Below are 24,770 nucleotides of genomic sequence, written 5' to 3' on the forward strand. Positions count from 1 at the left end.
ACCCTACAGTGAAGAAGGCGCCAGCCGGGAGGTACGTTTCAGCGAGCGGGAACTCAACGGCATGCTGGCCAATAACACCGACCTGGCTCAGAGACTCGCCGTCGACCTTTCGGACAATCTGCTGAGCGCCCTCCTTCTGGTGCCTCTTGAAGAGGGCTTCCCTGTACTCGGCGGCAGAACCCTGCGAGTAAATGCCGGTGTGGAATTGTCCTTTGCCAACGGTCGCCCCCTGGTTAAGTTAAAGGGCGTCAGTCTCATGGGCGTGCCCATTCCGAATGCCTGGCTGGGTAACCTCAAAAATGTGGACCTGGTTAACGAGTTCGGCGCCAACCCGGGATTCTGGCAATCCTTTGCAGCGGGTGTGGATTATATCCAGGTTGAGGATGGCCGGTTGCTTGTCCGGCTTAAGGAATAAATAACCCAACAAGGAGACACCATGTCGTACACCAGCCGATATACACCCGAAACCCTGAGCCGTGATGAGCTGGACCAGAGCACGGGCCCAATGGTGATCGAATTCGGCACCAACTGGTGCGGGATCTGTCAGGGTGCTCAGGCGAACATCAAGGCAGCAATGGACAATCACCCAGACGTTCCGCATGTGAAGGCTGAGGATGGCAAAGGCCGCAGATTGGGGCGGACGTTTGGCGTTAAGCTCTGGCCGACCCTGATTTTTATGAAGGATGGTGAAGAAATAGCGCGGGTCGTCCGCCCGGAAGACAGCAGCGACATCGAAGATGCACTGCTAAAAATTCGCTGAGGCCAGCGCTGGCAGTTATCTCAATCGGTGCGCATCTCACGAACGCGCATTGGCATGGCATCGGTCCGGCGGAAAATTGCGTCGAGGTTTAGGCTGGATTCGCGGCTTTTGATCCCGCCGTCTTTTCCGATCAGCAGCACCCGCTCGTCAGAACGGACCTTTGCAAGCAGTTCGTTGACGTCATTCGCAACACCATCAGACACCCTTGCCTGATTTGAGACCAGACCGGACCCGGTGTTCACGAACCAGATAATGTCACGGTCATCGAGTTCGGCATGGGCATCTCTAAGGCTATCAACAGCACCCTCCGTTTCTGACGCTGCCTGAACCAGGATCACGCGGTTCTTCCATTGATAGTCGCCCAGATTGTTCATCTCCACTCCGTAAGCCGTTAGCGAAATAAGCACGAGCAGCATTGCCAAAAACCGTCGGCCATTGTTCAAATCAGATCCTCCGGAATGCATGAGAAAATAGATTTTCCCCGATTCTCCGTTGCATGCTTACCCTAACCGCCCGAAGAACGTCATGCGCGCCGGCTCCGAAAGCGATATACCAGGCTTGGTATTGTATGCAAGCACCACCAGCATGCGGGTACGGTTACCGACTACCGGAGTGACACGATGCATTGAGTTGCGTCCTCGAAACAATACGAGGGCGCCGGCGTCCATTGACAGTGTTTTCGTTGGCACCTCACCAGCGAGAATTTTTCCAGAAAGCTCGTAGTTCATATCGCCGCTATCGGCATCACGCACGTCCTTCACATATTCGAATGAACCTCCGCTTTCGGGGCTCTGAATCATTAACGTGATGGCGAAGGAAGAGTTGTCAAAATGCCAACCTAACTCCTGCCCCTCGCTCGCATAGTGGAGGTTAATGGATGACAAGGTATCGGCATATTCGTGTAGCTCTTCTTCACCAAGCACGGCGCACAAAAACTCACGAAACTCAGGTGCATCATAGAGCTCTTGTAGTGCTGACCCAGCCGGGATTTGATCCGTTGTGATACAACCTTTTGATGAAGAAACTTCCCGATTACGAGGATGGTCTGCCGGATATTCCGGATCAGATGTTGTCAGGTAAATATTGTGGCTATTGACCGTATAGAATGCGCGATGTTGGTTTTCTTCACCTTCGCGTTGAATAGACGCGATTGCCGCCGGCTTTAGAAAGTTGCGCATGACCAGCGCCCCATTTTCGTCCAGCGTGCGCTTACACTCAGTACGAAAAATGTCGTTATCTAAGGGATACTGCTCCAGATTGATTACCCCTGCTAATGATCCATTCATCCAAGATCTGCCTCGCAATTAATGTCTACCGGCGTTGTTCTAGAAAAGCCTGTGTCCATTATAAGGAAAATAAACCTGTCCCGGTTTTCGCTGTCACCGTAAAAACCGGGACAGGAAATCCAGCTGATCTTCGATGGACTGATCGAGAGCTTCGCCCCGATAGACATCAAAATGGCCGACCGGATAGTGCTTCACTTCCGCGTTCTGCATTCTCCCGGCCGCTTTGACCGCAGCACTCGGAGGTGCAACCGTATCGTGGTCGCAAATCAACACCAGTGCCGGGCAGACGACTTTACTGGCCAAACGGATAGGCCGGAAAAGAGGAATGGCATAACTCACACCCGCTGCGACGTAATTCGACGCGTTATCGGCCAGCAAAGGAACATACCCCTCCTGGCAGTCCTCAGCAGTCATCATGCCCAACTCGCCGGGGCGACCGGCCGACGCAATAAACCGGGGAGACATCCCCAGCCCACGACGAAGCCAGTCGACCGTTCCGTGCCAGGTCAGGCGCATCGCCTGCATGATGCCGGCATAACCGACAACCCCCAGCAAAGACGCCAAACCATCCATCATCGGGCATTGGGAGATGATGCATTGCACGTTTCCATCCTTTGCCGCGGCCGCAATCACAAGCCCGCCAGAAAACGACGTTCCCCACAGGCAAATTCGGCTACCATCGACACAATCGAGTTGCCGCGCAAAATTCAGTGCCGCCAGCCAATCTGCCACCTCCTTCCTAGGACTCAGCGTCTGCCGTGGCTGACCATCACTGTCACCGAAATGGCGGTAGTCAAAGGAAAAAACCGCGTAACCCGCATTACAGAAGGCTTCTTTAAACGGTGCCAGACCACTGGCGTGAGTCAACCCAAAACCATGGGCCATGACGACACACGGTAAACCTTTACTGTCGGCATCCGGCGTATAGAGAACACCGCGACAGGTCGTACCATCGCTCTGAAATTCCTTGGGCGTTTCGATCATTGTTTGGCTCTCATGCTTGAAGGTCGAGGGTCTCAGGATAGCTCATTGCTTCAAGATCTAACCCGCAGTTCAATAATCTCACCAACCACACCGTCTTCACTTACCTGCAACCGCCCCACAGTGATCCGTAGCGTAAATCGCCGGGGCCAGGCAGATAAGCGTTGCTATAGTGAAACAAACCCGCCTCATTCCCATAGTGGCGATATCCAGTGCAAACGTACAACCCATGGCAGGAGTTTCCCATGCCCACTTACACCGTCACGGTCGCGAACCTGTCTCTGTCGCCGCAGCAGAAATCACAGATCGCCGAGGCCATCACAGCGGCCCACAACGCCCAAACCGGCGCTCCACGGTTCTTTGCCCAGGTTCTGTTTTCTGCGGCCAATGAGGGCGACCACTTTGTGGGTGGCAGAGTGAACACTGCGCCTCAGGTGTATGTGCACGGCCTAGTGCGGAAGGGCAGAAGCATTGAGATTAAACAGGCCCTGATGAGCCAAATGCTTGAAGAAATCGCCCAAATAGTGGACATCACAGCTGAAGATGTCTGGATCTATCTGCAGGACATTCCGGCCACCCAGATGATCGAGTTTGGCCGGTTTTTGCCAGCGCCTGGAGAGGAAGCTGAATGGGAAAAGGGAATGAATCCGGAGAAGCGGGTCAACTTACCCAAATAGCCGCAATAATAGATCTGTACCGGTTTTGCAGAACAACCACCTTTACAGGATCAAGTCACCACCGGTCCTGCAGCCCGAGAAAACCGGGACAGATCTATTTTCATGAGAAAACCGGGACAGATCTATTTTCATTGGACAGCTACCAGATAAGCGGCCGCAAAGAATTCAACAAATCAAAGTCTAATTGCTGCCGCAAACTGGCCGCTTCCGGGGCGACAAGCAGCCAGCCAAGAGCGCCCAGATTAGCGAGAACCGCCAGCCAGAAAACGAACTGATAACTCACCTTTCGCGTTTTATGCCGAAACACCTGTTGCGCCATAAGTGCACCGGGCCAGCCACAGCAGAGTTCAAAGAAGTGCAGCCTGTTCTCGGGCGTACGCTGTGCTCCCCGTTGAGCCGCCCGCTTATCAAACCAGTACATCACAAATAACACCAGACTCACCCCACCATAAGCAGCCGGGATAGAAACAGGTATGTAACCTCGATGAAACAAGCCTGCCAGAGTGGTGAAAAACGCAAGCACAACAACAGCCGCCATCCAGACTCCCGGAGCAATACTGGCGCCAATCTTTGCTGCTCCCGCATACTGAAACCGCCCAGCCCTCATCCGGCCGTGATCATCCTTCGAGATGCTGTAAGTCACCTTGCGATCAGAAACAGGCCGCCCCCGGCCTGCATAACTGCTGATATGAGCAAAAACCCGCTCACCACCATCTTCCGGAGTAATAAATCCAAAACCCTTGGCATCATCCCAAACAGTGAGAAATCCTTTCTGATTCAATTCACTTCTCCTTGCAGGGCCTTATACCGGTCACACGCCTTATCCCTGTCCCTCAAAAGTCGCTGATCCTTATTTCCGATAGCGGCAGCAATAAGGGCGTTGCATTCCTGCCCTGCCAGAAACAGTTCAGAGGGCGGTTGGTGAATATTCGGAGTAACTATCCCTGAGGGGGACGCTTGCGTAACCGGACTCGAATCTATTTTGAGTTCGCTTTCTGGTTGACGTGGAGTGCGCTGCGATACGCCTTCGCCCCGTTGCTCAACGTTGCTTTTAGTGCCAGTTACCACCGCACTTGATACAAAATCCGAATACGCGTTCAATACAATCGTACCGGCGCCCAGCATCAATACTATAAGAACCAGAGGTCTGAGAAGCCCAGGTCCCCGGCTACGGGGCACACTACCACTACGCTCGGCCACCAACCCCCTCACGTAGCGGGCATGCGCCTGGTCGGTGGCGAATGATGCCTTTAGTCGGCCGGACGCGATCTTTTCTCTGACCTCTTCCACTTCCTGCTGGGTTAGAGCAGGATCCGTTTTCGACTTGATATAACGGACATACCCCAGACCTTGCGTGACATTTTCCGGCATGGGCGTTTTGAATGTGCTGCCCCCCACAAACACCACCAATGAATGTATCTGGTGATCGCCCAACCCAAGCAGGGTCTGCAGAGTTTTCACATGCTTGTAGTTCTGATGCAGCGGATTCTGGAATTTGTGATTGGAACGGTAAATCTTCTGAGTCCAGGAACGTTGATGAGAGCCACCGAAGATCCAGCCCTTCATGTTTTTGGTCTCGACAACGAATACGCCAAACTCCGAAACCAGAACATGGTCGATCTGCGTGGTGCCATCTTCGGTGGGGAGGGTCACATTCTTGATGAGATGGTAGCGGGATTTATCCAGGTACCTCCGCGCAGAGACGTTGACCAGGAACTCCCCAAACTTACCCTTTAGCCAGGGGGATCTGAGCAGGCCGGCAATGATGAATAAAGCTAACAGATAATAAAGTAGAGCAATAAGGGGCTGGAAAGCCGGGCTCAAATCCATTTCTCAGACATCCTAGTTGTGCAATCCTGAACCAACCCAGCGTGGAACATAAGCCAGTCTTCGGCTCGATGCCTTAGGATTTTTGTAACGGATTACAAGCTCTGCCCAAGCTGGCAAACAAATCTGATCCGGTTTCCCTATTGCTCCTTCAACTTGCGATAATTCTCACAAGCCTTATCGCGTTCTCTCGCCAAGCTGGGGTCGCTATTGCCCATAGCGCCCACCGTCGCTGCATTACACGCCTGCCGCGCTTCATCTAGCGGATCAAGCGTTGGCGCGGAACCTATATTGGCAACCGTTGGTTTGAAAGAGACAGCTGCATTGCAGTACATATTCTGGATTTTCGCTTGTTGCCAGTCGTCTGACCTCGACGTTCTCAATTGCGAACACAGCGCATTGAACAGCCGGGCAGCCGTAGTAGTGCATCTGGAAAACTGACTGAGGTTTTGCTGATGGTTGGCACAAACACTCTCAGAGCGCACCTTCCAAAGCTGATGCTGGAACGAAACCGATACCCCCTCGTATTCGATAACCACGGGAGTAACCTGAAGGTTTCTGGTTTCATTGAAATGATTCGATACCGTCGATTGCACGGTGTTGAGGTAAGCGGAAAACACGAAACTCACCGGGTCCAAAATTCCATACTCCAAAATAAACCATGGTTGAGGGCCGAATAATCAGGCCAAGTATTCGACACCGGTATCAGACACCTTGAGAAATTTGGCGTGCACCAGTTGGTTAAGGGCTTTTTGAATGGCCATTTCATTCCCCTGAAGGCGCAGTTGGGCGGCGATATGGTTACGAAGGCCAGTAACTTTTTGTGGACGCTTCTCTTTAGGCGTTGAAGACAGATTTTTGATCAACTTCTGAGTATCACCAGACGCCCCAGCAATTTTTACCTGCTTGCACACCCGTCCACTGGCCTTGATGTGGGCAATCAGCGGCGAAAAGCCCGAATCATTGCTAATCACCTCAAACGCAACATTCCGATCGGCCTGGGCATCGAATTTTCCGAGGTAGTAGGCAAGATGGAAATCAAGGTTATTCGCCTGAGTGGCCTTTAACTGAACGACCACTATATTGATCGGTTCATCGTACTTCGTGTCCGTGAAGTCCAGCTTGGGCTGCTTGGCACCAAGGAACACGATGACCCGCTCATACTCTGAGAGATTAACCTTTCCAAGATTTCCTACATTTTCGTAGTCGATGAAAGCCCATTTCATTACTCAACTTCCTATGTCGGTTCAAAAATAAATCTGTCCCTGTTTTCCTATGTTTCAACGGCATAAAGATTTCAGTTTAGAAAAATTACCTTCTACATCGGAAGTACTATGGACCGCCCGATGGCAATTGGCACAAACAACCGCTAGGTCCTCAAGCAATGTCTTCACTGGAGCAACCGCAGTGGCTAAAGGTATTCGATGATGGACTTCGAAAATTCGTTCGGCCATTTCATGGGGATAAGGTGGTGTGCCTTTCGTGCCGCAGAGCTCACAGCTCACATGGCCAAATTCATCAATGACGGCCTTAAATTTGGCCTTGGTCAAGAACCGACTTCGTTCACGCCGGAAATGCGCCCGCAGCTTTTTCTCTCCCTCTGTAGCATGAGCGCTAATCCGTGTTTTAGGATCGAGTCCCCAAAGCCTTTCCAGCTCTTGGTTGCCCTCCTCTGTAAGAGGAAAAACAGTGCCGCTTGGCATTTTCATAATCAGTGACTTAGATAGCTTTTCTGACGTCTTGGCGTTTTCACGCGTAACCATGCCCGCGGAGCCCGACAATCTGATCTCGTCAATATGAATTCCAGTCTGCGGATCTGTATAGTTTGGATTCCCTGACAGCCACAGTTCATCTCCAAGCGCATCGGGATGCTTTAGCTCGTCGACTGGCGCTGGCGCTTCAACGACGGTACCAACGGCAATTGCACCAGCGGCTCCTCCAGATCGCCATACATATGCCCTGTCACCAACTGCGATTCGATCAGCATATTTCGGCGTTCGCCAGTAGATTAGTTCTGGATAGGATTCCAGATATTCCTCTATGGCAAAGATTTTTGGATTACCTTGGAATATCCAACCCACACACGATCCTCCAGTATAATTCAACGCCCTGCCAAGAGCGTCCGATGGACGACCGATAGGGCGGGAACATGCTTAAGCGGCTTGTTAAGCATGAAGCTCCACAACGATACCTCCCATTCGCGCCTCGTCCGCATAACACTTGACACCCTCGATAAAGCAAATATGGCCTTCACGCTCCTCATTTGTATCTGCAAAGACAGACTTGAAACCACCATGCATACCAGTGTTGAAAAACTTCAAAGCGCGGCCACTTTCATCCGTCGCCTTGGCAACGCAGGAATCACAAACGTAATTCGGATATCGAGAAAAGAACGTGAGCTCAGCAGCGCAAATTGGGCAGGTGTATTCCGGCTCTCTCAATTGATCCTCCTTAGTGCTTAACGCCGCAATCACGCGCTCGTCGTGTGAATTTCTTTGCTATGCCGACTTCCTATACTGCTCGAGTGATGCCGCATTTTCTATATCAGTTTTGAACCACCTCAACATATTAAGAATCTCATCTGCTAACTCCCTGAAACCATCAGCCTCTACGTCGAGGTACTCGCCGTGGGCGATATAATTCCTACGCTTTAAAAGGCTTTCGTCGATCAAGTTAAACCTCGCTTCATAACCTTCGGTACCGAACCCGATCGAACTAAGGATATTCACGAAAACTTTTGAGCTAAGATTAAATTCTGTTCTGATGGCAGAATCTATTTTCATGTTTGCAGTCTGGCTCAGTTCATTCATAAGGAATTCGACAGCAGCGATCGAAGTTTCTGATGCCTTGGAGGAGTCAATATCATTGATCTTCTTCTTAAGACCAAAAACTACGAAACAACTTGCCAATTCAGAGTACTTCAGGGATTGCCCGTTGACGAACCGTAAATAGAATGTTGCAGAGTTTTTTATAAAACCTTCCCAGTGACCATACAGTAATGGGATTGCAGCCCTTACGGCTGTGGAGCTGGCTAGTTTCTCAGACCGCCTAACGAGCAACTTCAGGCTTGCGATTTCTTTGAACCTCCAAGACAGTTCCTGATCCAATAGGTTTTGTAGGTCGTTGATCGTTCTTATTTTGGTCATGGCCTAAAAAAGTCCTCGGCCATCGGCAATAGATTGGACAATCGTGATGTACCTCTTACACCCGCTCCAGAGTTCTTTTCAAAGATCGGATGTTCCCAAAGTTCCTGTGCTTTCTTTGCAATAGTATTTCGCCTTTCATCCGTCCCCATGGATTCGTAATCTGCAATATTTTGGGAAACTCCAAAGGCGATAGTTTCATACAAAGACATTAGAAATTTTCCGCCAAACGAGTTGCCATCCCACCTTTTAAAAGCATTTTCGCCTAGCGCATCATTAAGCAAGTCAAATGTCCCTTCAAAGCAGGATTGCTCTTTTCCCCAATCGATACTCTTGCTTTTGGATATTTCAATCAAAGCTTTGTCAAGATATTCGTGAACGTCTAACCCCTTCTCGTAGGGGCTGTTTCTGAAGGCGAAGAACCTTAAAACCAGTTCTAGTCCAGCCTACTTTTCCAAAGCGTTATTAGTCTGATTAGTTGTTGCAACGAAAGGTTCGTATCCAGAAAGCGCTTTAAGAAGCTTATAGAACTCCAAATTGACCATTACTGCCACACAATTGCGGACTTCTTGCTCAGACAGATGCGCTCCGCCCGTGTTTAGTCGTTGGAAGAGCTCGAACTTAGCGTTTTCATCGCTTTCTTTGAGGAGTATCTCGACTCGTAATCTCGCCCTCTTAATTTGGAGCTGCATCGGCTTATCTATGGCCTCGTCCCCTTCCGCCCAGACCTGCCAACGTTTGTTGGCGAGGCTCGGGAGAAAATTTGTGCCCTCCAGCGTACTGGGTTCCACGCTTTTCCCCTCAGGATCGATGAGTATTCCGACGAATTCCAATATCGTCGATAATCGCTGTAAACCATCAATCAGCTCCCAACCTCCATCCTCGCCTTGGAAAACGAATATCGGAGGAATTGGAATACCTAGCAAGATAGACTCAATGAACCGGGTCTTTCTAGTATCGTCCCACCGAAAGAGTCTCTGAAACTCGGGATTTATTTTTAGCTCGCTGTCTTTGTAGAGGTTGATCACCTCCCCCACAGACATATCGTATCCATCAGATACAATTTCTTTTCTTGCATTTTTAATCTCTGCTTCTAGCCCCATAGCTCCTCCCCGATTTTTCAGTTTTTTTGCGTAACATTGATTAGATAGCGCGCTTCGTGATTACCAAAAAACTGACCGTCGCGAAACCCGCATACCCCAACGTGCAAAAGTTTAAATTAAGCACTTAAAATCAGCCGACTAGAAACGAAGAAACCTTGCACGTCATGTAATAATTTGACGTCTTCATTATTGAAATAACGAAGCACTGACATCGCTTCCCCCCTTAACTCACCTGATTTTCTCCCGCAAAACCGGCTCGAAAAAACCCTAACGATCAAGCCTTCCGGATCGCCATTGAAGCAGCGCGCGTATAAGGTGATTGCCAGCAGAGTATGCATTATGAAAAATGAGAGATCGAATAAATGCGGTGTCAGTACTGATGTGTCCATCGGCCGTCATCCATAACAGTCAGAGCTTTTTCTTTGTTGTTCTACTACTGAAGATATACCATCTCAGCGCATTCTGTCTGCCCCTATTACAGAAACACATATTGTTATGCCAAAAAAAAGCTGTGCGGTCAGCCCGCACAGCTTCCTCTTTTGACTCTGTTTTCTAAATCAAAGCCATTACGCAGCAGCCAGAAAAGCTCCCGTAGCAGCAACCACACCACCCAGCACTCGGCCAAAGCGGTTATCGGTTTTCTGCATCAAAGCACCAAGCCCCCGGCCCACAAACGTAAGCGCCAGTGTGGCGATGGAGAACCCAGCCAGATAAGCCACTAGCGCGGCGCCTGCCGGCATTTCAGTGCCATGCGCAAATCCATGAAACACCATGAACGCTCCAACCAGTGAACCACCCACAGCGGTCGGCAGTTTGGCCATGGTGGCAATCAAAATCCCCACCAGCAGCACAGAGAAGGCAATGCCGGTTTCAACGCCCGGCAGGTTCAGTCCGCCCCAGGAAATGGCTGCGCCGAGGATCATGCCGCCGATGACGAACAGGGGTGTGCTGTTTTTCATGGTGGCGGACTGGCGCACGCTCCAGAAACCAATTGCGGCCATGGCCAACAGGTGGTCCAGGCCAAGCATGGGATGTAACAGGCCGCTGGCGAAGCCGGTGCCTGCGTCGTGGCCGGGGTGGGCAGAGGCGGCTGTTGCGGTAATCATCAGGCCGCTGGTGATGAGTAGTCGGGTGATTGCTTTCATGGTGTATCTCCAGGTTTTCAATTGGGTCTTTTTACTGAACCTTCAGGCGGTTTCAGCAAGCTTTGCAGGGCGTCGTTCCGGCAGCATTCCGCGTTCAAGGATGAAGCTGATGATGGTTTCCAGCCCTACCCCGTCGTACAGGTTGGTGAACACGAAGGGGCGTTCGCCACGCATTTTCTTACTGTCCCGCTCCATCACGTCGAGGGAGGCGTGCACCTGTTCGGCAATGTCGATCTTGTTGATGATCAGCAGGTCGGATTTGGTGATGCCGGGGCCGCCTTTGCGGGGGATCTTGTCGCCGGCGGATACGTCGATCACGTAAAGCGTGAGGTCGCTCAGTTCCGGGCTGAAGGTGGCCGAAAGGTTGTCGCCACCGGATTCCACCAGCACCAGTTCCAGGTTGGGGTGGCGGCTTTGCAGGTCGTCGATGGCTGCCAGGTTCATGGAGGCATCTTCGCGGATGGCGGTGTGCGGGCAACCGCCGGTTTCCACGCCTAGGATGCGGTCGGCTGGCAGGGCGTCGTGCTTCAGCAGGAAGTCGGCGTCTTCACGGGTGTAGATGTCGTTGGTGACTACGGCGATGTCGTAGTGGTCTTTCAGGGCCTTGCACAACTGGCGCAGCAAGGCGGTTTTGCCGGAGCCTACCGGGCCACCGACTCCAACTCTCAAACAATGTTTCATAGCTTTATCCTCTTTCGTAACACTCCGCGTCTGCGTCGATCATTAAGTCCTTCCGGGACACGCTGTAAATACATCCCTGTACGCTTGACTGCAGCATCCATGCTGCAGACAGTCCCGGAAGGACTTACTGACCGCCGCTCCTAAGTTCAGAGCAAATGTCTTTATGTTTCAGCTTCTGAAAAGCCGCGAATACTGGGTTTCGTGTAAGGCGCTGCCGAGAGCCAGGCCGGGCAGAATGGGGCCGAGTTCTTCATCATCCCGCTGCAGTGCAATTTCTACAGCAGTTACCAATAAGGGGCGCATGTGTTCGGTGACGCGCTGGGCGGCGGTGTGGCCAAGGGGCAGCGCTTTGCAGGCAACCGACAGCTGGTTTTCCAGCCAGGCCCAGGCAAAACCGAGCAGGGTCTGGCGCTCGGGTACATTCCGGTGATGGGCCACCCAGGCGAACATGGTGATGTAACCGGGCTCGCCTGGAATCAGGCTCGCATCCGGCAGCAGGCCAAGGTTGCGCAACAGGGTGACGAGCGCCGCGCCGAGGCGGGTGTCTTCGTCACTCAATTCTGCGGTTTCCCGGGTGGCGTGCAGCCAGTCGTTCCACTGGGCGATGGCTTCGGCGTCTCCGGCAGCCCAGGCACTTTGCAGGCGCACCAGCAAAGGCAACTCGCACCGGCTCAGGCCATCTTCCAGAACGCCTTCCAGCCATTTCTGTAAGCCGGCTTCGTTTTCTACCCAACCCAGCTCAAAGGCACTTTCCAGCCCTTGCGACCAGGCAAACGCCCCGATGGGCAGCGCGGGGCTGACCAGTTGCATCAGGCCCAGCAAGGCCAGGTCGCTCGATGCGGCAGCGGGGCTGTTAATGGGCGTGAGCATGGCCATGCCCATGATGGCCGGAAGCCCGCCCGGCCTGCGCGTAGGCGCCCGGTTCAGGATCAAAAGGCGCTGTATGGCGACTAAGCACGGCGCCCAGGTGCTCGGCCAGCTCTTCCAGCACGTGGTCTGGCGGAAAGCGAACCCAACCGCCCTGTTTATTCTCACCGATGGCGAGGGCAACGTGGCGGTTACCCAGGTGATAGCACAAACGCGCCAGCGGCAGGCCGGCTTTGATATGGGCGGTCACTACGGGCTCATCCGCTGCGCGGACACGGATAATCTCGCCGGTTCTGGCTTGCAGCAGGTCGCCATCGCGTAATACCGGGCCGCGATCCAGGAACAGGCCAACGTCCTGGCTGGTTTCCGTAGTGGCTCGCAACCGCCCCCGCATACGCAGTTCGTAGGGCAACGTCAGGTTGTCGTGGATTTCAGTGACGTCCACGTTTGTGATGCGTTTAATCAGTTCCAACATAAGGTTCTCCGGTTTCCGGCTCAGAACAGGTGGTAGCGCTGGGCCAGCGGCAGTTCAGTGGCCGGCTCGCAGGTCAGCAGTTCGCCGTCTGCATGCACTTCGTAGGTTTGCGGGTCTACGGTGATGTGCGGGCAGGCGTCGTTCAGTTTCATGTCGCTCTTGCGCACCTGCCGCACGTTCTTGCAGGCCGCCAGCGGGCTGTCCAGGCCCAGTTCTTTGCCAATGCCCGCATCCAGCGCGGCCTGGCTTACGAACGTCAGGCGCGTGGCACTGGCGGCTTTGCCGAAGGCGCCAAACATCAGCCGGTAATGCACCGGCTGTGGCGTGGGGATGGAGGCGTTGGGATCGCCCATGGGCGCAGCGGCAATCATGCCGCCTTTCAGGATCAGGGCGGGCTTTACGCCGAAAAACGCCGGGTTCCACAACACCAGGTCCGCCAGCTTGCCCACTTCTATCGAGCCCACTTCGTGGCCAATACCGTGGGTAATGGCGGGGTTGATGGTGTACTTGGCGATGTAGCGTTTGGCGCGGAAGTTGTCGGCACCCAGGCTTTCGTCCTCTGGCAGCAGGCCGCGCTGCTGTTTCATTTTATGGGCGGTTTGCCAGGTGCGGCACACCACTTCCCCCACCCGGCCCATGGCCTGGGAATCGGAGGCGATCATGGAGATCACGCCCAGGTCGTGCAGGATATCTTCAGCAGCAATGGTCTCGCGGCGAATGCGGGAGTCGGCGAAGGCGACGTCTTCAGGGATGTTCGGGTCCAGGTGGTGGCACACCATCAGCATGTCGAGGTGTTCGTCGATGGTGTTCACGGTGTAGGGTCGCGTGGGATTGGTAGACGACGGCAGTACGTAGGGTTTGGAGCAAGCAGTGATGATGTCCGGCGCGTGGCCGCCGCCTGCGCCTTCGGTGTGGTAGGTGTGGATGCAGCGGTCTTTGAACGCGGCAAGCGTGTCTTCCACGAAGCCGGATTCGTTCAGGGTGTCGGTGTGGATGGCGACCTGCACGTCGTATTTGTCGGCCACGGTGAGGCAGTTGTCGATGCTGGCCGGGGTGGTGCCCCAGTCTTCGTGCAGTTTCAGGCCGATGGCACCGGCTTTTATTTGAAGTTCCAGGGCCTCGGGCAGGCTGGCGTTGCCTTTACCCAGAAAGCCGATGTTCATGGGCAGGCTGTCCACCGCCTGCAGCATTTTACCCATGTGCCAGGCTCCTGGTGTACAGGTGGTGGCGTTGGTGCCGGTAGCCGGGCCGGTGCCGCCGCCTAGCATGGTAGTCACGCCGCTCATGAGGGCTTCTTCGACCTGTTGCGGGCAGATGAAGTGGATGTGGGAGTCGATACCTCCTGCAGTGAGGATTTTGCCTTCGCCGGCGATGATTTCGGTGCCGGGGCCGATCACGATAGTTACGTCTGGCTGGGTATCGGGGTTGCCGGCTTTGCCAATAGCGGCGATGCGGCCGTTTTGCAGGCCAACGTCAGCTTTAACGATGCCCCACCAGTCAAGAATCAGAGCGTTGGTGATAACGGTGTCCATCACACTGGCATCCGCGCGCTGGCTCTGGCCCATGCCATCTCGAATAACCTTGCCGCCGCCGAATTTTACTTCGTCGCCGTAGTGGGTGTGATCTTTCTCGACTTCAATCCAGAGTTCGGTATCGCCCAGCCGCACGCGGTCGCCAACGGTGGGGCCGTACATGTCGGCGTATGCCTGCCTTGTGATTTTCATGCTATCCCTCATTCGTTGGCTTGGGTGCAGGAGCAAGTAGGAATGACTTTCCAAAACACGCTCCTTGCGGCACATCCATGTGACGCTTGGGCTCCGCCATCCATGGCTCCGCACAGTTTTGGAAAGTCATTCCCACTTGCTCCCCCAGCATCATTTGGTGGCATCCAAGCTGCCCATCACTTCGGCTCGGAAGCCATAAATCTCCCGACTGCCGCTGAACGGAATAAGGGTGACTTCGCGGCTTTGGCCGGGCTCGAAGCGGATTGCGGTGCCGGCGGCGACGTCCAGGCGATAGCCCCTGGCCTTGGACCGATCGAAAACCAGCGCCGGGTTGGCTTCGGCGAAGTGGTAGTGAGAGCCAATCTGAACCGGGCGATCGCCGGTGTTGGCCACGTCAACGGTGATTCGTTCGCGGCCTTCGCAGAGTTCTATATCGCCGTCTTTAAGTTGGTATTCACCGGGAATCATGGGGCACACCTCATACAATCGGATTGTGAACGGTGACGAGCTTGGTGCCGTCCGGGAAGGTGGCTTCGACCTGCACTTCCGGGATCATGTCGGCGATGCCGTCCATCACGTCGGCGCGGGTCAGAATCTCTGCGCCACTGCTCATCAGTTCCGCAACGGAATGCCCTGCTCTGGCACCTTCCATGATTTCAGCGCTGATCAGGGCGATGGCCTCCGGGTAATTCAGTTTCAGGCCTCGGGCTTTGCGGCGTTCGGCCAGCAGCGCGGCGGTGAACAGCATCAATTTGTCTTTGTCTCTGGGCGTCAATTCCATGGTCTTTCACTCCGCTATCCAATTAGTGTTCAGGTCAGCCAGATGCGGGGAACGCTGGCTGGCTGGCCGGTGAGCCTTGGTCTGAGCAGTTCCCAGGCTTGCTGGCATAGCGCCCAGGCTTCGTTTCTTTCCTGCCCCAGATAGCGCAGCAGCAACACGCCACGGCGACAGGTGACGGCCCAGCGTTGGTTAGCTGGCAGGTTTTCTCTGAGTTCTTCGATAGCCGCGGCTTCGTCTTCCAGCCCCACAACCCACAGGGTGGCCTGTACGGTGGCGCCGCCCTGGCCCCAATGGCCTTTGAAGCGGCTGTGCGTGGGGTCCATGGGCTGGCGTTCGAGCCAGAGAGGACGACCATTCATCTGCAACCGGAAACTCTGCTCCAGATGACCGGACACAAACGGCAAATCGCTAGCCGGGCGCCCAAGGGCAAGGATTTCCCAGCCGATGCATTTGGCGCCGGTTTCCAGTTCGATGGTGGTGCTCTGTTTACCGCGGGAGCCGTCGAAGGCAATGGTTTCTTGTGGCAGGTATTCAAGAATGCCGTTTCTTGCCACCTGAAGGCGGGTGTGCTGCCCCCAGGCGACGCCGTGGCTGTCGGCTTTGTAGAGTTTGGCGGCGGCCGGTGTGGTTAGCAGTACATGAGCGCGCTCACCGACCGTGGCTTCAATGCGGAGTTCGTCACCGCTCACCAGCCCGCCGGGCGGGTGCAACAGGTAAACGTGGCAGCAGCCATTACGCCCTTCCGGATAAAAGGGCCGCTGCACTCTTAACGGGCCATGGTGTTTTCGGCGAACCAGACGGGTAACGGGCGCACCATTTACTGCGTCTCTCGCTTCAAATCCGAGTGACAAACCGGCGGCCCAGCGCCGCTCCAGATCAAAGCGGTGGCCCGACGTAGGCTCACGCTGGAGGAAAGGTTCTAGTCGTTGGAAAGCTGTCATACCACGAGATGCTTTTAAAAGTGGGTTGCGCCGTTCACCATGAACGCTTCCTACTTTGCATCAGTCGTTCCAGACCAGAAAAACCAGTATTAATTTCAGTTAGTTATGAAAAAAATGAACGAGTCATGATGATCTATTCCGGGCTGCAGAACCCCAAATCAGTGCGGACAAAACCGGAGTGCGCCGATATGGTGCGCTCAGATCAGTACAACATCGTCGCCAACACTTACCAGGCCCGAGTTCATAACGTTTCCGTATATCCCAAGGTTCTGGTCCGCGTGTCGAACAATACTCCGCAGCAAACCGGTATCTGCACCAAAGTCGCTCTGCTGCCGGGTAACCGCACCGCAACGTGGTGCAGGACCGTCGCATTCGATCCTGAGCTCGCCGATTTTCAGGGTTTTACCAATCCAGTCCTGTTCGGCCAGGCCCTCGATTCCCGGCAAGGTTTCAATCATCAGGTTGGGGCGAAAGCGCTCCAGATGCCAATCGGCCTCCGGATTCTGCTGCTTCATGTAAGCCAGGCTGGCTGTGGTCAGGATATGAAACGGCGACACCAGAAAGAACGTGCCCCTAACAGACACGAAGTCCTGCATGGACTGCGGCAGGTTGTCCAGATCAGGCAGTGGCTCGCCTTCTTCTCGTGCAAAGGTGGCTTTCAACTCATCAAGCCAGGTGTGATCATCGGCTTTGTAACGGCGATAAAAGTCATCACCTGCATCTGCGCGCAGTGACTGCAACAGGCTCTCATGGCCAATAAGGGCAGACACCCTGGCACTGGCCTGGGGGTGATCGCATCGAAGCGTTTGGCCATCAGGAAAGGCGATCTCAACATGCTCGCTCCGCGTGCGGGCACGGCACTGAAGGAGGTTCGGGCGGAACTTGCAACTCTGGATCTCCTGGCGCTTTACGTCCTGCACGGCCCAGGTGCGATCACCCGCTAAACCATGCGAATCAAGAGCACAGGTTCCCAGATTTTCACCAGCCATGCCCTTTACGGGGTAGCGCCAAATCGATTCGATCGTACCAATTTTCATTACAGTTACCTCTGAGAATACCGTTTAAAGGTATTGCCGAGGTGTACGGGCGTCTATACGTCGGAGAACGTAGGGCCGCTCAAAGCCTTGTTGCATCAATCGCTTTCTCGAAAGGTTGCGGTCGGGCAAACAGGTAACCCTGGGCCTGGTCACAGCCACGTTCGCGCAGCATCGCCAGCTGCTCTTCAGTCTCCACACCTTCCGCGATGACTTTCAGCCCAAGACTGTGAGCCATTGCAATAATGGTATTGACGATCACTTTGCTGCCCGGGTCGGTAGTGACTTCTGTAATAAAGGATTTATCGATCTTCAGCGTATCGATCGGGAAGCGCTTGAGATAGCTCAGGCTGGAATAGCCGGTACCAAAGTCGTCCAGGGATATACTCACGCCTATGCCGATTAACTCCATCATCGTGGCAATGGCGGCTTCAACGTCATACATCAGGGCGCTTTCTGTGATCTCCAGCTCCAAATCATTCGGTGGCATACCGGTTTCAACCAGAACTTCCCGAACAATGGCAACGATATTATTCTGGTGGAACTGCCGGGCAGACAGGTTTACTGCTATTTTCACGCCTGGCACGGCAGCCCCCTGGCGACAGGCTTCGCGAAGCACCCATTCGCCGATAGGTATGATTAACCCTGTCTTTTCAGCCAAAGGAATAAAGCGATCTGGAGCGACTATCCCTTGTGCAGGATGATGCCAGCGCAAAAGAGCTTCCAGCCCCACAATCTGCCCCGAGGCTATGTCGATCTGTTGCTGATAATACAGCTGGAACTGGTCCCGCCCGAGGGCGTGCCTTAGTGAGGTCTCCAGTGCCAATCTGTCGTCGGGGATTTCAGCATTTACAGGATTGAAGTGTTGATAATCATTACCCCCACGCTCCTTGATGGAAGCCATAGCGCTTCTCGCGCTGACGATCATCGCATCCATATCCCGCCCACTGCGCGGGTACTCCGCGATGCCCATGCTGCATGAGACAAACAGTTCACGGCCGTCTTTCATCGCAATCACTGAGTGCAATTCGACGGCTATGCAGGCGGCAATCTCAGAAACTTCTGCGGCACTCTTTCCAGGAAGCAGAACAATGAATTCATCGCCGCCCCAGCGGGATACCGTATCGGCCTTCTCTACGCATTTGCTTATCCTCTGCGCCACCTGCCGGAGCACGTCATCACCGCCGGTGTGCCCAAGGCTGTCGTTAACCTGTTTGAAGCGATCGATATCCACATACAGAATGCTGACAATGCCTTGATGGCTGTCGGCCTGAAAAATGGCCTGCTGAAGCCGGTCGGTCAGCAACAGGCGATTTGGAAGATCTGTAACACTGTCGAAGTGAGTCAGGTACTCCAGGCGTTGGTTTTTATCCAGATTATCGATCGCGAATGCGATATCGCCAGCAACCTCATGGAGCAGCTTCATTTCCACTTCATCGAAAGAGAACGGCTCATACCGATAGAGAACTAATGCCACCCCCTGAGCGCTGCCCCGCGCGGTCAGCGGAAAAGCGGCAAGCGCACGTACACCGAGCCCAGCCAGCCCCATACATTCGACGTTGTTGCAGTGCTCCGCCAAATCGCTACGAATAGCGACCCGGTGATCCTGCAGGCATTCGCAGATTGTGTTCACTTCAAACTCAGACAGCTCCCGAGCCTGGAGCTGCTCGTCGGCGGCATGCGCATACAGAACCTGGCACTCCCCGGATACCCTGTCGCGCTTCACTACCCAGGCGGCGGGCAGGTCACCCTCTTCCACCGTAATCCGGGTGGCTTCTTCGTACAGCGCATCCCTTGTCTGCACGCGCACGATCAGGGTGTTGATACCACTCAGAACTTTATGAATACGGTTGAGTCGCAATAATTTAAGCTCAGCCTCCACACGCTCCGTTATATCCACAATAGCCGCCATAACAAAGCGACCATCGGCTACCTGCACAGGGTTCAGTGCAATTTCCGCCGGAAACTCTGTGCCATCCTGGCGAACGGCAAATAAATCACGACCTGCTCCCATCATTCGCTGTTCCGGGCCACGCTGGAAGTCGCGGCGAAACCCTACATGGCCCTGGCGAAACCGTTCGGGAATCAACAGTTCTAACGATCTGCCCACCAACTGACCTTGCGGGTACAGGAACAACGAGTGCGAGAGTTGGTTTGCGATTCGGATAATGCCACTAGTGTCAACCATGATTGTGGCCACAGGTGAGGAATCAATCGTCAAGCGGAAACGTTCCTCCTCGCGGTTAAGCGCATCTGCGGCGCGCCAACCGACAAAACCAAGCACCAGGATGCTGGAGAGGCTGTTCAGTGCAAAGCCGAATGCCTCTGTATAGCAACCAGCTACAACGCCTTTCATACTCAGCCAGCCAGTAAGCAGGGGCGTAATCACGATATAGGGCAGCAGGCGCCTTAGGGAACGTCCACCAATGTAAGCACTCGCGGCGGAACTCATCATGCCTGCGTGAGGCCTTAGCAGGAGCACGCCGGCACCACAGATCACGAACATAGCTGCCGTGTGCAGAGCCATGGTGGAAAATAAAGGCAGCGTGAACCGCTGCACGCCAAAAATATATCCGATCAGCGCCACACCGCTGATTACGATCACGGCCAGGGCAAGGAGTTGCTGTACGATTATGGAGTGGCGTAACGACGTAACACTGACCAGCCACGCAACGCCCACCAGGCTGAAACAAAGCGCCGTGCCGGCCGACATGCGCCCCGGCCATTCTTCTGGAAGCGTATCCCTGTCCTGAACCACAAGATTATCAATGCCCAACTGCCAACCGGGCCAGTACTGCACCAGCGTGAGGCCTGACACTACAAGAAGAAAAAAACCCAGGCATGCAACCATGGAGTCCCACGCCGAATTCTCACCAAGCCGTGATTGACGCTGGAAAAGAAGGCCGCAGACGAGGAAGCAAAATGCAGTATTGAACTTCATTGATTGAAAAGCGGGGTGCAGGCGCTTCCCCACATCGATATCCAAACCCCATGACAGCATAACCAGGGAACTGATTATGATGAGCACCCAGCCAACACAACTGATGATACGTCTGTATGCGCCTTGTGAACCTATCGCAGGAATATTGTCTGGATAGCTTATCCTTGGCATAACGTTCGCCTCTTCGCTGGATGGGCTCGGAGTCTCTGCGCCAGTTAGCCGACCACTTTGCCGACTGTAACCAAGCATACACCTGAAGAGTGCAGGGTTAAAAGGTGAGTAAGGGGCAAAGCCCTTTAATAAAGCACTGCGCGCCGGAGCGCACCAAGGTGACACCAGTCTGACCAGTTTTTGCCCAAGCAAAAAACCGCTCTTCGACTCTCCCAATACCTTGTTTTTCCGCAACTAATCATAGAGCCCACACGACAAATCCAGACCTTTCGGCCAACACCCGGTACAAATCCTGCAAGCACCATGCATTAAAAGGAACAGCTCAGACAGGAGTGCACCATATGTTACTTGCCACCGATCTTGACGGAACCTTTCTTGCAGGTGATCCCGAAAACCGCCTGAGACTCTACCAGCTGATCTCCGCCCACCCGGAAATCCAGCTGGTGTTTGTGACCGGCCGAGGGTTGGAATCGGTATTGCCACTACTATCTGATCCGACCATCCCACAGCCCGATTACATCATCTGCGACGTGGGCTGCACCGTGGTGCACGGGAATTCCCAGCAGGCCATACAGCCCTTGCAGGGCGAAATCGACGATATCTGGCCCGGCGAACAGATCATCGAGGCGGCACTCACGTCGTTTGAAGGTTTGCAGCGCCAGGAAGTGCCTCAGGAACGCCGCGTGTCCTACTTCTGCCACAGCACTGCAGTGGGTGAGGAACTGAAAGCCAAAGCGGAGGCGCTATCTTGCGACGTGCTCTTCTCCGCCGGCAAGTATCTGGACATTCTGCCCCGGGGCATTAACAAGGGCAGCACTCTGACCCGTCTGGTTGAGCACCTGGGTGCCGATCCGGAAGCGGTTCTGGTGGCAGGCGATACCCTGAACGATTTGTCGATGTATCAGCAAAGTTTTAAAGGCGTTTGCGTAGGCGCCTCGGAGGCCAGCCTGCTGGAGGAAACCGAGCAACAGGCGCGGGTTTACCACGCCGAAGCGACCGGTTGTGGCGGTATCCTCGAAGCCTTCGAACATTTCGGCTTTCTGGGCCACGCCGGCATAGATGCAGAAATCCCCGATACCATGCGATCGGGCAAGTCAGACCTGGTCATCGTCTATCACCGACTACCCTATGAAGAAGTGGTGGAGAACGGGGAACTGATCCGGCGCAGGCCCCGGTCTCCGAACGGAATCATTCCGACCCTGCTGAGCTTTTTTGCCGATGGCAAAGCCGGCTCCTGGGTTGCCTGGTCAATTGATGATCCGGAGTTGGGGCCCTTCCAGACTCACACCGAAGTAGACACCAGCCGCTACGAAAAACTCGTAGCCGCGCGGGTGGGATTAACCGCCGAAGAGGTCGACATCTTCTACAAACGGTTCTCCAAGGAAGCTTTCTGGCCCACCCTGCACACCTTCTGGGAACGTGCCACTTTCCGGGATGATCACTGGCAGGTGTTCCTCAAGGTCAACAAGCTCTTTGCCGAACGCACGGCGGCGGAGGCGGCGGACAATGCCGTGGTGTGGATCCACGATTACAATTTATGGATGGTGCCCGCATTCCTGCGCGAGTTGCGCCCGGATCTGACCATCGCCTTTTTCCACCACACTTATTTTCCGTCTGCCGATGTATTCAACGTGCTGCCCTGGCGCCGGGAAATTATCAGCAGCCTGCTGCAGTGCGATCACATCGGGTTCCATATTCCCCGACAAGCCGAGAATTTTGTCGATGTGGCTCGGGGCGTTACCCCACTGGAAGTCACCAAAAAAGCCGGCTGCGCTCCGCGCTTCCTGACTTATGGCTGCGCCGTGGGTCTGGACGAGATGAGCACCGAGATCAAAGTCAACGACCGCCGGATAGGCCTTGGCGCACACCCGGTTGGTCTGGATCTGAGCCGTGTTCGCAACGCCCTTTCAGATACCGACGTTATTGCGCGCATGGAAACACTCCGGGAGGAACTGCAAGGAATCCGGTTGATTCTTTCTGTGGAGCGTCTCGATTTCACCAAGGGCATTCTGGAGAAATTACAGGCATACGAGCGCATGCTGACCGAGCATCCGGAACTGGAGACCAAAGTCACTCTGATGATGGTGTGCGTTCCCGCCGCAAAAGGCATGACCATCTACGAAGAGCTGCTGTCGCAGATTGAGCAGACCGTGGGTCGTATCAATGGCCAGTTTGCCCAGGTGGGCTGGACGCCGGTGCAGTTCTTCTTCCGCGCCCTGCCCTTTGAGGAACTGGTGGCTTATTACACCATGGCCGATGTGATGTGGATTACGCCCCTGCGGGATGGCCTGAACCTCGTCGCCAAGGAATACATTGCCACCCAGGGGCTCACCAAGGGCTGCGGCGTTCTGGTGCTTTCCGAGTTTGCAGGGGCTGCAGCCGAATTGCGGGGCGCTATCTTGGCCAACCCCCATCACCCGCAGGACCTGGCAGATACCTGCTATTACGCGCTGGCCATGAGCCCGGACGAAGCCAGAAACCGCTTGAGCGAGGCTTTCGAAACCGTGTGTCGCTATGACATAGGCTACTGGGGCGACGAATTTATCGAAACAGTTGAACAGCGACGCATCAGCAAACTGAAAAAAGTCGTATCGCTGGGCCAGAGCGCGGCCTGAGGAACTTCAACCGAAGATTGATGACGCAGGAGCCACGCCATGCTGCTCAAAAATGCCGTTCAACTGATCTGCTATCCGGATCGGATTGGCAAAGATCTGAAAGACCTTCACACCGTGGTAGAGAAGTACCTTTCGGAAGCCATCGGCGGGTTGCACATCCTGCCGTTTTTTCCGTCCAATGCGGACGGCGGCTTTTCGCCGCTCACACACAAGGAAGTTGACCCCGCTTTCGGAGACTGGGACGACATTGAAGCTTTCACGCAAAAGTACGACCTGTGCGTTGATCTGACAGTGAATCACATCTCTGATGAGTCACCGGAATTCCTGGATTTCATCGCCAAGGGTTTCGACTCAGAGTACGCGGACCTGTTCGTGCATGTGGACAAGTTCGGTGAGATTTCCCACGACGATATGGCCAAGATCCATATCCGCAAGGAAAAAGAGCCCTTTCGGGAAGTGACCTTCGCCGATGGCACCAAAACAAGGGTCTGGTGCACCTTCACCGAGCAGCAGGTAGATCTGAATTACGACGCCGACCTGGCCTACAAGCTCATGGAAAGCTACATCGGCTTCCTCACGTCCAAAGGCGTGAACCTGCTCAGGCTGGACGCCTTTGGTTACACCACCAAACGCATCGGCACGAGTTGTTTCCTGGTAGAACCTGAGGTGTATCGCATTCTCGACTGGATCAACGAGGTAGCCCTGAAGCACGGCGCCGAATGCCTGCCCGAGGTGCATGACCACACCAGTTACCAGTACGCCATCGGCCGGCGCAACATGCACCCTTATGGGTTTGCTCTGCCTCCCTTGCTGCTTTACTCATTGCTGGACGCGAACAGTGTCTACCTGAAGAACTGGCTGCGCATGTGCCCGCGCAACATGGTGACGGTGTTGGATACTCACGATGGTATCTGCATACCCGATGTTGAAGGGGTGCTGCCGGACGATAAGATCAAGGTGCTGATCGATAACATCGACGCGCGCAGTGCCGACCCTATTCTGCGCCGCTCAGCCGCCAATATTCATAGTGTGGGCGCCATCTACCAGCTTACCTGCACCTTTTACGACGCCCTGATGCAGAGCGACGATGCCTACATTGCCGCCAGGGCGATCCAGTTCTTCACCCCGGGCATTCCTCAGGTGTATTACGTGGGGCTGCTTGCCGGCTGTAATGACCAGGAACTCATGGAGCAGACCGGCGAATTGCGAGACATTAACCGACATTACTACACCCTGGAGGAAGTGGACCAGGAGATAGAGAAACCGGTTGTGCAGCGCCTGTTAACCCTGATGAAGTTCCGCAGCAACTACCCGGCCTTCGATGGTCACTTCGAGTTGAACTACTCCAACGATTCCAGCGTGGCCATGGCCTGGCGCCACGGCGAATACTACTGCCACCTGTTTGTGGATCTGAACTTCAAAACGGTAAAAGTTGATTACCTTGATATGGAAAGCGGAGAGACGAAGCGCTTGGATTGCTAGGCGCCAGCTCCGCTTGAAATGTCATGTGAGCTAAACATTCGCCTCACGCACCAAAACATATTTGTACTGACTGACTTCGCTCTGGTTCACCCAAAGCGTTGCGGCTACCCGTTGCCCCCTGCCAATCGATTTTCTG

The 24,770-nt window shown here is 54.4% G+C and carries 27 protein-coding genes and 1 pseudogene; 5 read left to right on the top strand and 23 right to left on the bottom strand.

Annotated features, from left to right (window positions below; all coding sequences use genetic code 11):
• Positions 1-415: pseudogene (locus tag ACN0RL_RS01360) on the top strand (arginine N-succinyltransferase); the annotation flags it as partial.
• A gap of 21 nt (positions 416-436) precedes the next feature.
• On the top strand, positions 437-760 hold the full coding sequence (locus tag ACN0RL_RS01365) for a thioredoxin family protein (RefSeq protein ID WP_417512916.1): 324 nt from the start codon (positions 437-439) through the stop codon (positions 758-760).
• Between the two features lie 20 nt (positions 761-780).
• On the opposite strand, the gene ACN0RL_RS01370 is transcribed toward ACN0RL_RS01365, so the two are convergent.
• The 3 genes from ACN0RL_RS01370 to ACN0RL_RS01380 all read right to left on the bottom strand — a co-directional run bounded on the left by ACN0RL_RS01370 (position 781) and on the right by ACN0RL_RS01380 (position 3,030).
• Positions 781-1,203, bottom strand: coding sequence for a DUF4174 domain-containing protein (locus tag ACN0RL_RS01370; RefSeq protein WP_417512918.1), 423 nt, complete (start codon positions 1,201-1,203; stop codon positions 781-783).
• A gap of 57 nt (positions 1,204-1,260) precedes the next feature.
• Positions 1,261-2,046 carry a hypothetical protein gene (locus ACN0RL_RS01375; protein ID WP_417512920.1) on the bottom strand — a complete coding sequence of 262 codons (786 nt, stop codon included), beginning with the start codon at positions 2,044-2,046 and terminating at the stop codon, positions 1,261-1,263.
• 93 nt (positions 2,047-2,139) lie between these two features.
• Entirely contained in the window at positions 2,140-3,030 is an 891-nt protein-coding gene (locus ACN0RL_RS01380) for an alpha/beta hydrolase (RefSeq protein ID WP_417512922.1), read from the bottom strand.
• A 242-nt stretch (positions 3,031-3,272) separates the two neighbouring features.
• Here ACN0RL_RS01380 and ACN0RL_RS01385 point away from each other — a divergent pair, with 242 nt between their 5' ends.
• A complete protein-coding gene (locus tag ACN0RL_RS01385) occupies positions 3,273-3,704 on the top strand; it encodes a tautomerase family protein (protein ID WP_417512924.1) in 432 nt (143 codons plus the stop codon).
• Positions 3,705-3,843: 139 nt separating this feature from the next.
• Here the strand turns inward: ACN0RL_RS01385 and ACN0RL_RS01390 are convergent, their stop codons facing one another.
• The 20 genes from ACN0RL_RS01390 to ACN0RL_RS01485 all read right to left on the bottom strand — a co-directional run bounded on the left by ACN0RL_RS01390 (position 3,844) and on the right by ACN0RL_RS01485 (position 20,537).
• Entirely contained in the window at positions 3,844-4,485 is a 642-nt protein-coding gene (locus ACN0RL_RS01390; RefSeq protein ID WP_417512926.1) for a DUF1294 domain-containing protein, read from the bottom strand.
• Positions 4,482-5,534, bottom strand: a complete 1,053-nt coding sequence (locus tag ACN0RL_RS01395; RefSeq protein WP_417512928.1) for a nuclease-related domain-containing protein — start codon at positions 5,532-5,534, stop codon at positions 4,482-4,484. Before ACN0RL_RS01395 ends, ACN0RL_RS01390 begins: the two co-directional genes overlap by 4 nt.
• Positions 5,535-5,671: 137 nt before the next feature.
• Positions 5,672-6,151, bottom strand: a complete 480-nt coding sequence (locus ACN0RL_RS01400) for a hypothetical protein (RefSeq protein ID WP_417512930.1) — start codon at positions 6,149-6,151, stop codon at positions 5,672-5,674.
• A gap of 60 nt (positions 6,152-6,211) precedes the next feature.
• Positions 6,212-6,757, bottom strand: a complete 546-nt coding sequence (locus ACN0RL_RS01405) for a PIN domain-containing protein (RefSeq protein WP_417512932.1) — start codon at positions 6,755-6,757, stop codon at positions 6,212-6,214.
• A 54-nt stretch (positions 6,758-6,811) separates the two neighbouring features.
• A complete protein-coding gene (locus ACN0RL_RS01410) occupies positions 6,812-7,612 on the bottom strand; it encodes an HNH endonuclease (RefSeq protein WP_417512934.1) in 801 nt (266 codons plus the stop codon).
• An 84-nt stretch (positions 7,613-7,696) separates the two neighbouring features.
• Entirely contained in the window at positions 7,697-8,005 is a 309-nt protein-coding gene (locus ACN0RL_RS01415) for a hypothetical protein (protein WP_417512936.1), read from the bottom strand.
• 24 nt (positions 8,006-8,029) lie between these two features.
• Complete coding sequence (locus ACN0RL_RS01420) at positions 8,030-8,677, bottom strand: MAE_28990/MAE_18760 family HEPN-like nuclease (RefSeq protein ID WP_417512938.1); 648 nt, start codon at positions 8,675-8,677, stop codon at positions 8,030-8,032.
• Positions 8,674-9,030 carry a hypothetical protein gene (locus tag ACN0RL_RS01425; RefSeq protein WP_417512940.1) on the bottom strand — a complete coding sequence of 119 codons (357 nt, stop codon included), beginning with the start codon at positions 9,028-9,030 and terminating at the stop codon, positions 8,674-8,676. The genes ACN0RL_RS01420 and ACN0RL_RS01425 overlap by 4 nt, the downstream gene beginning before the upstream one ends.
• Before the next feature lie 90 nt (positions 9,031-9,120).
• On the bottom strand, positions 9,121-9,777 hold the full coding sequence (locus ACN0RL_RS01430) for a DUF262 domain-containing protein (RefSeq protein WP_417512942.1): 657 nt from the start codon (positions 9,775-9,777) through the stop codon (positions 9,121-9,123).
• Positions 9,778-9,893: 116 nt separating this feature from the next.
• Positions 9,894-10,166, bottom strand: a complete 273-nt coding sequence (locus ACN0RL_RS01435) for a hypothetical protein (protein ID WP_417512944.1) — start codon at positions 10,164-10,166, stop codon at positions 9,894-9,896.
• A gap of 177 nt (positions 10,167-10,343) precedes the next feature.
• A complete protein-coding gene (locus ACN0RL_RS01440) occupies positions 10,344-10,922 on the bottom strand; it encodes a HupE/UreJ family protein (protein ID WP_417512946.1) in 579 nt (192 codons plus the stop codon).
• Positions 10,923-10,964: 42 nt separating this feature from the next.
• Positions 10,965-11,603: an urease accessory protein UreG gene (gene ureG, locus ACN0RL_RS01445; RefSeq protein WP_417512948.1), complete on the bottom strand. Its 639-nt coding sequence runs from the start codon at positions 11,601-11,603 to the stop codon at positions 10,965-10,967.
• 168 nt (positions 11,604-11,771) lie between these two features.
• Positions 11,772-12,473 carry an urease accessory protein UreF gene (locus ACN0RL_RS01450; RefSeq protein ID WP_417512950.1) on the bottom strand — a complete coding sequence of 234 codons (702 nt, stop codon included), beginning with the start codon at positions 12,471-12,473 and terminating at the stop codon, positions 11,772-11,774.
• A complete protein-coding gene (gene ureE / locus ACN0RL_RS01455) occupies positions 12,457-12,945 on the bottom strand; it encodes an urease accessory protein UreE (protein WP_417512952.1) in 489 nt (162 codons plus the stop codon). The genes ACN0RL_RS01450 and ureE overlap by 17 nt, the downstream gene beginning before the upstream one ends.
• A 20-nt stretch (positions 12,946-12,965) precedes the next feature.
• Entirely contained in the window at positions 12,966-14,669 is a 1,704-nt protein-coding gene (ureC, locus tag ACN0RL_RS01460) for an urease subunit alpha (protein WP_417512954.1), read from the bottom strand.
• 150 nt (positions 14,670-14,819) lie between these two features.
• On the bottom strand, positions 14,820-15,137 hold the full coding sequence (locus tag ACN0RL_RS01465) for an urease subunit beta (RefSeq protein ID WP_417512956.1): 318 nt from the start codon (positions 15,135-15,137) through the stop codon (positions 14,820-14,822).
• A 10-nt stretch (positions 15,138-15,147) separates the two neighbouring features.
• Positions 15,148-15,450 carry an urease subunit gamma gene (ureA, locus tag ACN0RL_RS01470; RefSeq protein WP_417512958.1) on the bottom strand — a complete coding sequence of 101 codons (303 nt, stop codon included), beginning with the start codon at positions 15,448-15,450 and terminating at the stop codon, positions 15,148-15,150.
• A gap of 29 nt (positions 15,451-15,479) precedes the next feature.
• A complete protein-coding gene (locus tag ACN0RL_RS01475) occupies positions 15,480-16,391 on the bottom strand; it encodes an urease accessory protein UreD (protein ID WP_417512960.1) in 912 nt (303 codons plus the stop codon).
• A 197-nt stretch (positions 16,392-16,588) separates the two neighbouring features.
• Positions 16,589-17,428: an MOSC domain-containing protein gene (locus tag ACN0RL_RS01480; RefSeq protein WP_417512962.1), complete on the bottom strand. Its 840-nt coding sequence runs from the start codon at positions 17,426-17,428 to the stop codon at positions 16,589-16,591.
• Between the two features lie 79 nt (positions 17,429-17,507).
• Complete coding sequence (locus ACN0RL_RS01485; RefSeq protein WP_417512964.1) at positions 17,508-20,537, bottom strand: EAL domain-containing protein; 3,030 nt, start codon at positions 20,535-20,537, stop codon at positions 17,508-17,510.
• Positions 20,538-20,878: 341 nt separating this feature from the next.
• Here ACN0RL_RS01485 and ggpS point away from each other — a divergent pair, with 341 nt between their 5' ends.
• Together ggpS and gtfA are read left to right on the top strand one after the other, a co-directional pair.
• The gene (gene ggpS, locus ACN0RL_RS01490; protein WP_417512966.1) at positions 20,879-23,152 is read left to right on the top strand and encodes a glucosylglycerol-phosphate synthase; all 2,274 of its coding nucleotides are present in this window, start codon (positions 20,879-20,881) and stop codon (positions 23,150-23,152) included.
• A 39-nt stretch (positions 23,153-23,191) separates the two neighbouring features.
• Complete coding sequence (gtfA, locus tag ACN0RL_RS01495; protein ID WP_417512968.1) at positions 23,192-24,634, top strand: sucrose phosphorylase; 1,443 nt, start codon at positions 23,192-23,194, stop codon at positions 24,632-24,634.
• The last annotated feature ends 136 nt before the right edge of the window (positions 24,635-24,770 follow it).

The sequence above is a fragment of the Marinobacter sp. genome, from assembly GCF_048259445.1.
GTDB lineage: Bacteria > Pseudomonadota > Gammaproteobacteria > Pseudomonadales > Oleiphilaceae > Marinobacter.

What these genes read in the sequence shown, in the direction of transcription:
- ACN0RL_RS01385 (WP_417512924.1), top strand. Translation starts at nt 3,273, where the DNA reads ATGCCCACTTACACCGTCACGGTCGCGAACCTGTCTCTGTCGCCGCAG.
- ACN0RL_RS01465 (WP_417512956.1), bottom strand. Translation starts at nt 15,137, where the DNA reads ATGATTCCCGGTGAATACCAACTTAAAGACGGCGATATAGAACTCTGC.
- ACN0RL_RS01395 (WP_417512928.1), bottom strand. Translation starts at nt 5,534, where the DNA reads ATGGATTTGAGCCCGGCTTTCCAGCCCCTTATTGCTCTACTTTATTAT.
- ureE (WP_417512952.1), bottom strand. Translation starts at nt 12,945, where the DNA reads ATGTTGGAACTGATTAAACGCATCACAAACGTGGACGTCACTGAAATC.
- ACN0RL_RS01485 (WP_417512964.1), bottom strand. Translation starts at nt 20,537, where the DNA reads ATGCCAAGGATAAGCTATCCAGACAATATTCCTGCGATAGGTTCACAA.
- ACN0RL_RS01420 (WP_417512938.1), bottom strand. Translation starts at nt 8,677, where the DNA reads ATGACCAAAATAAGAACGATCAACGACCTACAAAACCTATTGGATCAG.
- ACN0RL_RS01405 (WP_417512932.1), bottom strand. Translation starts at nt 6,757, where the DNA reads ATGAAATGGGCTTTCATCGACTACGAAAATGTAGGAAATCTTGGAAAG.
- ACN0RL_RS01365 (WP_417512916.1), top strand. Translation starts at nt 437, where the DNA reads ATGTCGTACACCAGCCGATATACACCCGAAACCCTGAGCCGTGATGAG.
- ACN0RL_RS01475 (WP_417512960.1), bottom strand. Translation starts at nt 16,391, where the DNA reads ATGACAGCTTTCCAACGACTAGAACCTTTCCTCCAGCGTGAGCCTACG.
- ACN0RL_RS01440 (WP_417512946.1), bottom strand. Translation starts at nt 10,922, where the DNA reads ATGAAAGCAATCACCCGACTACTCATCACCAGCGGCCTGATGATTACC.
- ureC (WP_417512954.1), bottom strand. Translation starts at nt 14,669, where the DNA reads ATGAAAATCACAAGGCAGGCATACGCCGACATGTACGGCCCCACCGTT.
- ACN0RL_RS01375 (WP_417512920.1), bottom strand. Translation starts at nt 2,046, where the DNA reads ATGAATGGATCATTAGCAGGGGTAATCAATCTGGAGCAGTATCCCTTA.
- gtfA (WP_417512968.1), top strand. Translation starts at nt 23,192, where the DNA reads ATGCTGCTCAAAAATGCCGTTCAACTGATCTGCTATCCGGATCGGATT.
- ACN0RL_RS01430 (WP_417512942.1), bottom strand. Translation starts at nt 9,777, where the DNA reads ATGGGGCTAGAAGCAGAGATTAAAAATGCAAGAAAAGAAATTGTATCT.
- ureA (WP_417512958.1), bottom strand. Translation starts at nt 15,450, where the DNA reads ATGGAATTGACGCCCAGAGACAAAGACAAATTGATGCTGTTCACCGCC.
- ACN0RL_RS01435 (WP_417512944.1), bottom strand. Translation starts at nt 10,166, where the DNA reads ATGGACACATCAGTACTGACACCGCATTTATTCGATCTCTCATTTTTC.
- ACN0RL_RS01450 (WP_417512950.1), bottom strand. Translation starts at nt 12,473, where the DNA reads ATGCTCACGCCCATTAACAGCCCCGCTGCCGCATCGAGCGACCTGGCC.
- ACN0RL_RS01380 (WP_417512922.1), bottom strand. Translation starts at nt 3,030, where the DNA reads ATGATCGAAACGCCCAAGGAATTTCAGAGCGATGGTACGACCTGTCGC.
- ureG (WP_417512948.1), bottom strand. Translation starts at nt 11,603, where the DNA reads ATGAAACATTGTTTGAGAGTTGGAGTCGGTGGCCCGGTAGGCTCCGGC.
- ggpS (WP_417512966.1), top strand. Translation starts at nt 20,879, where the DNA reads ATGTTACTTGCCACCGATCTTGACGGAACCTTTCTTGCAGGTGATCCC.
- ACN0RL_RS01480 (WP_417512962.1), bottom strand. Translation starts at nt 17,428, where the DNA reads ATGAAAATTGGTACGATCGAATCGATTTGGCGCTACCCCGTAAAGGGC.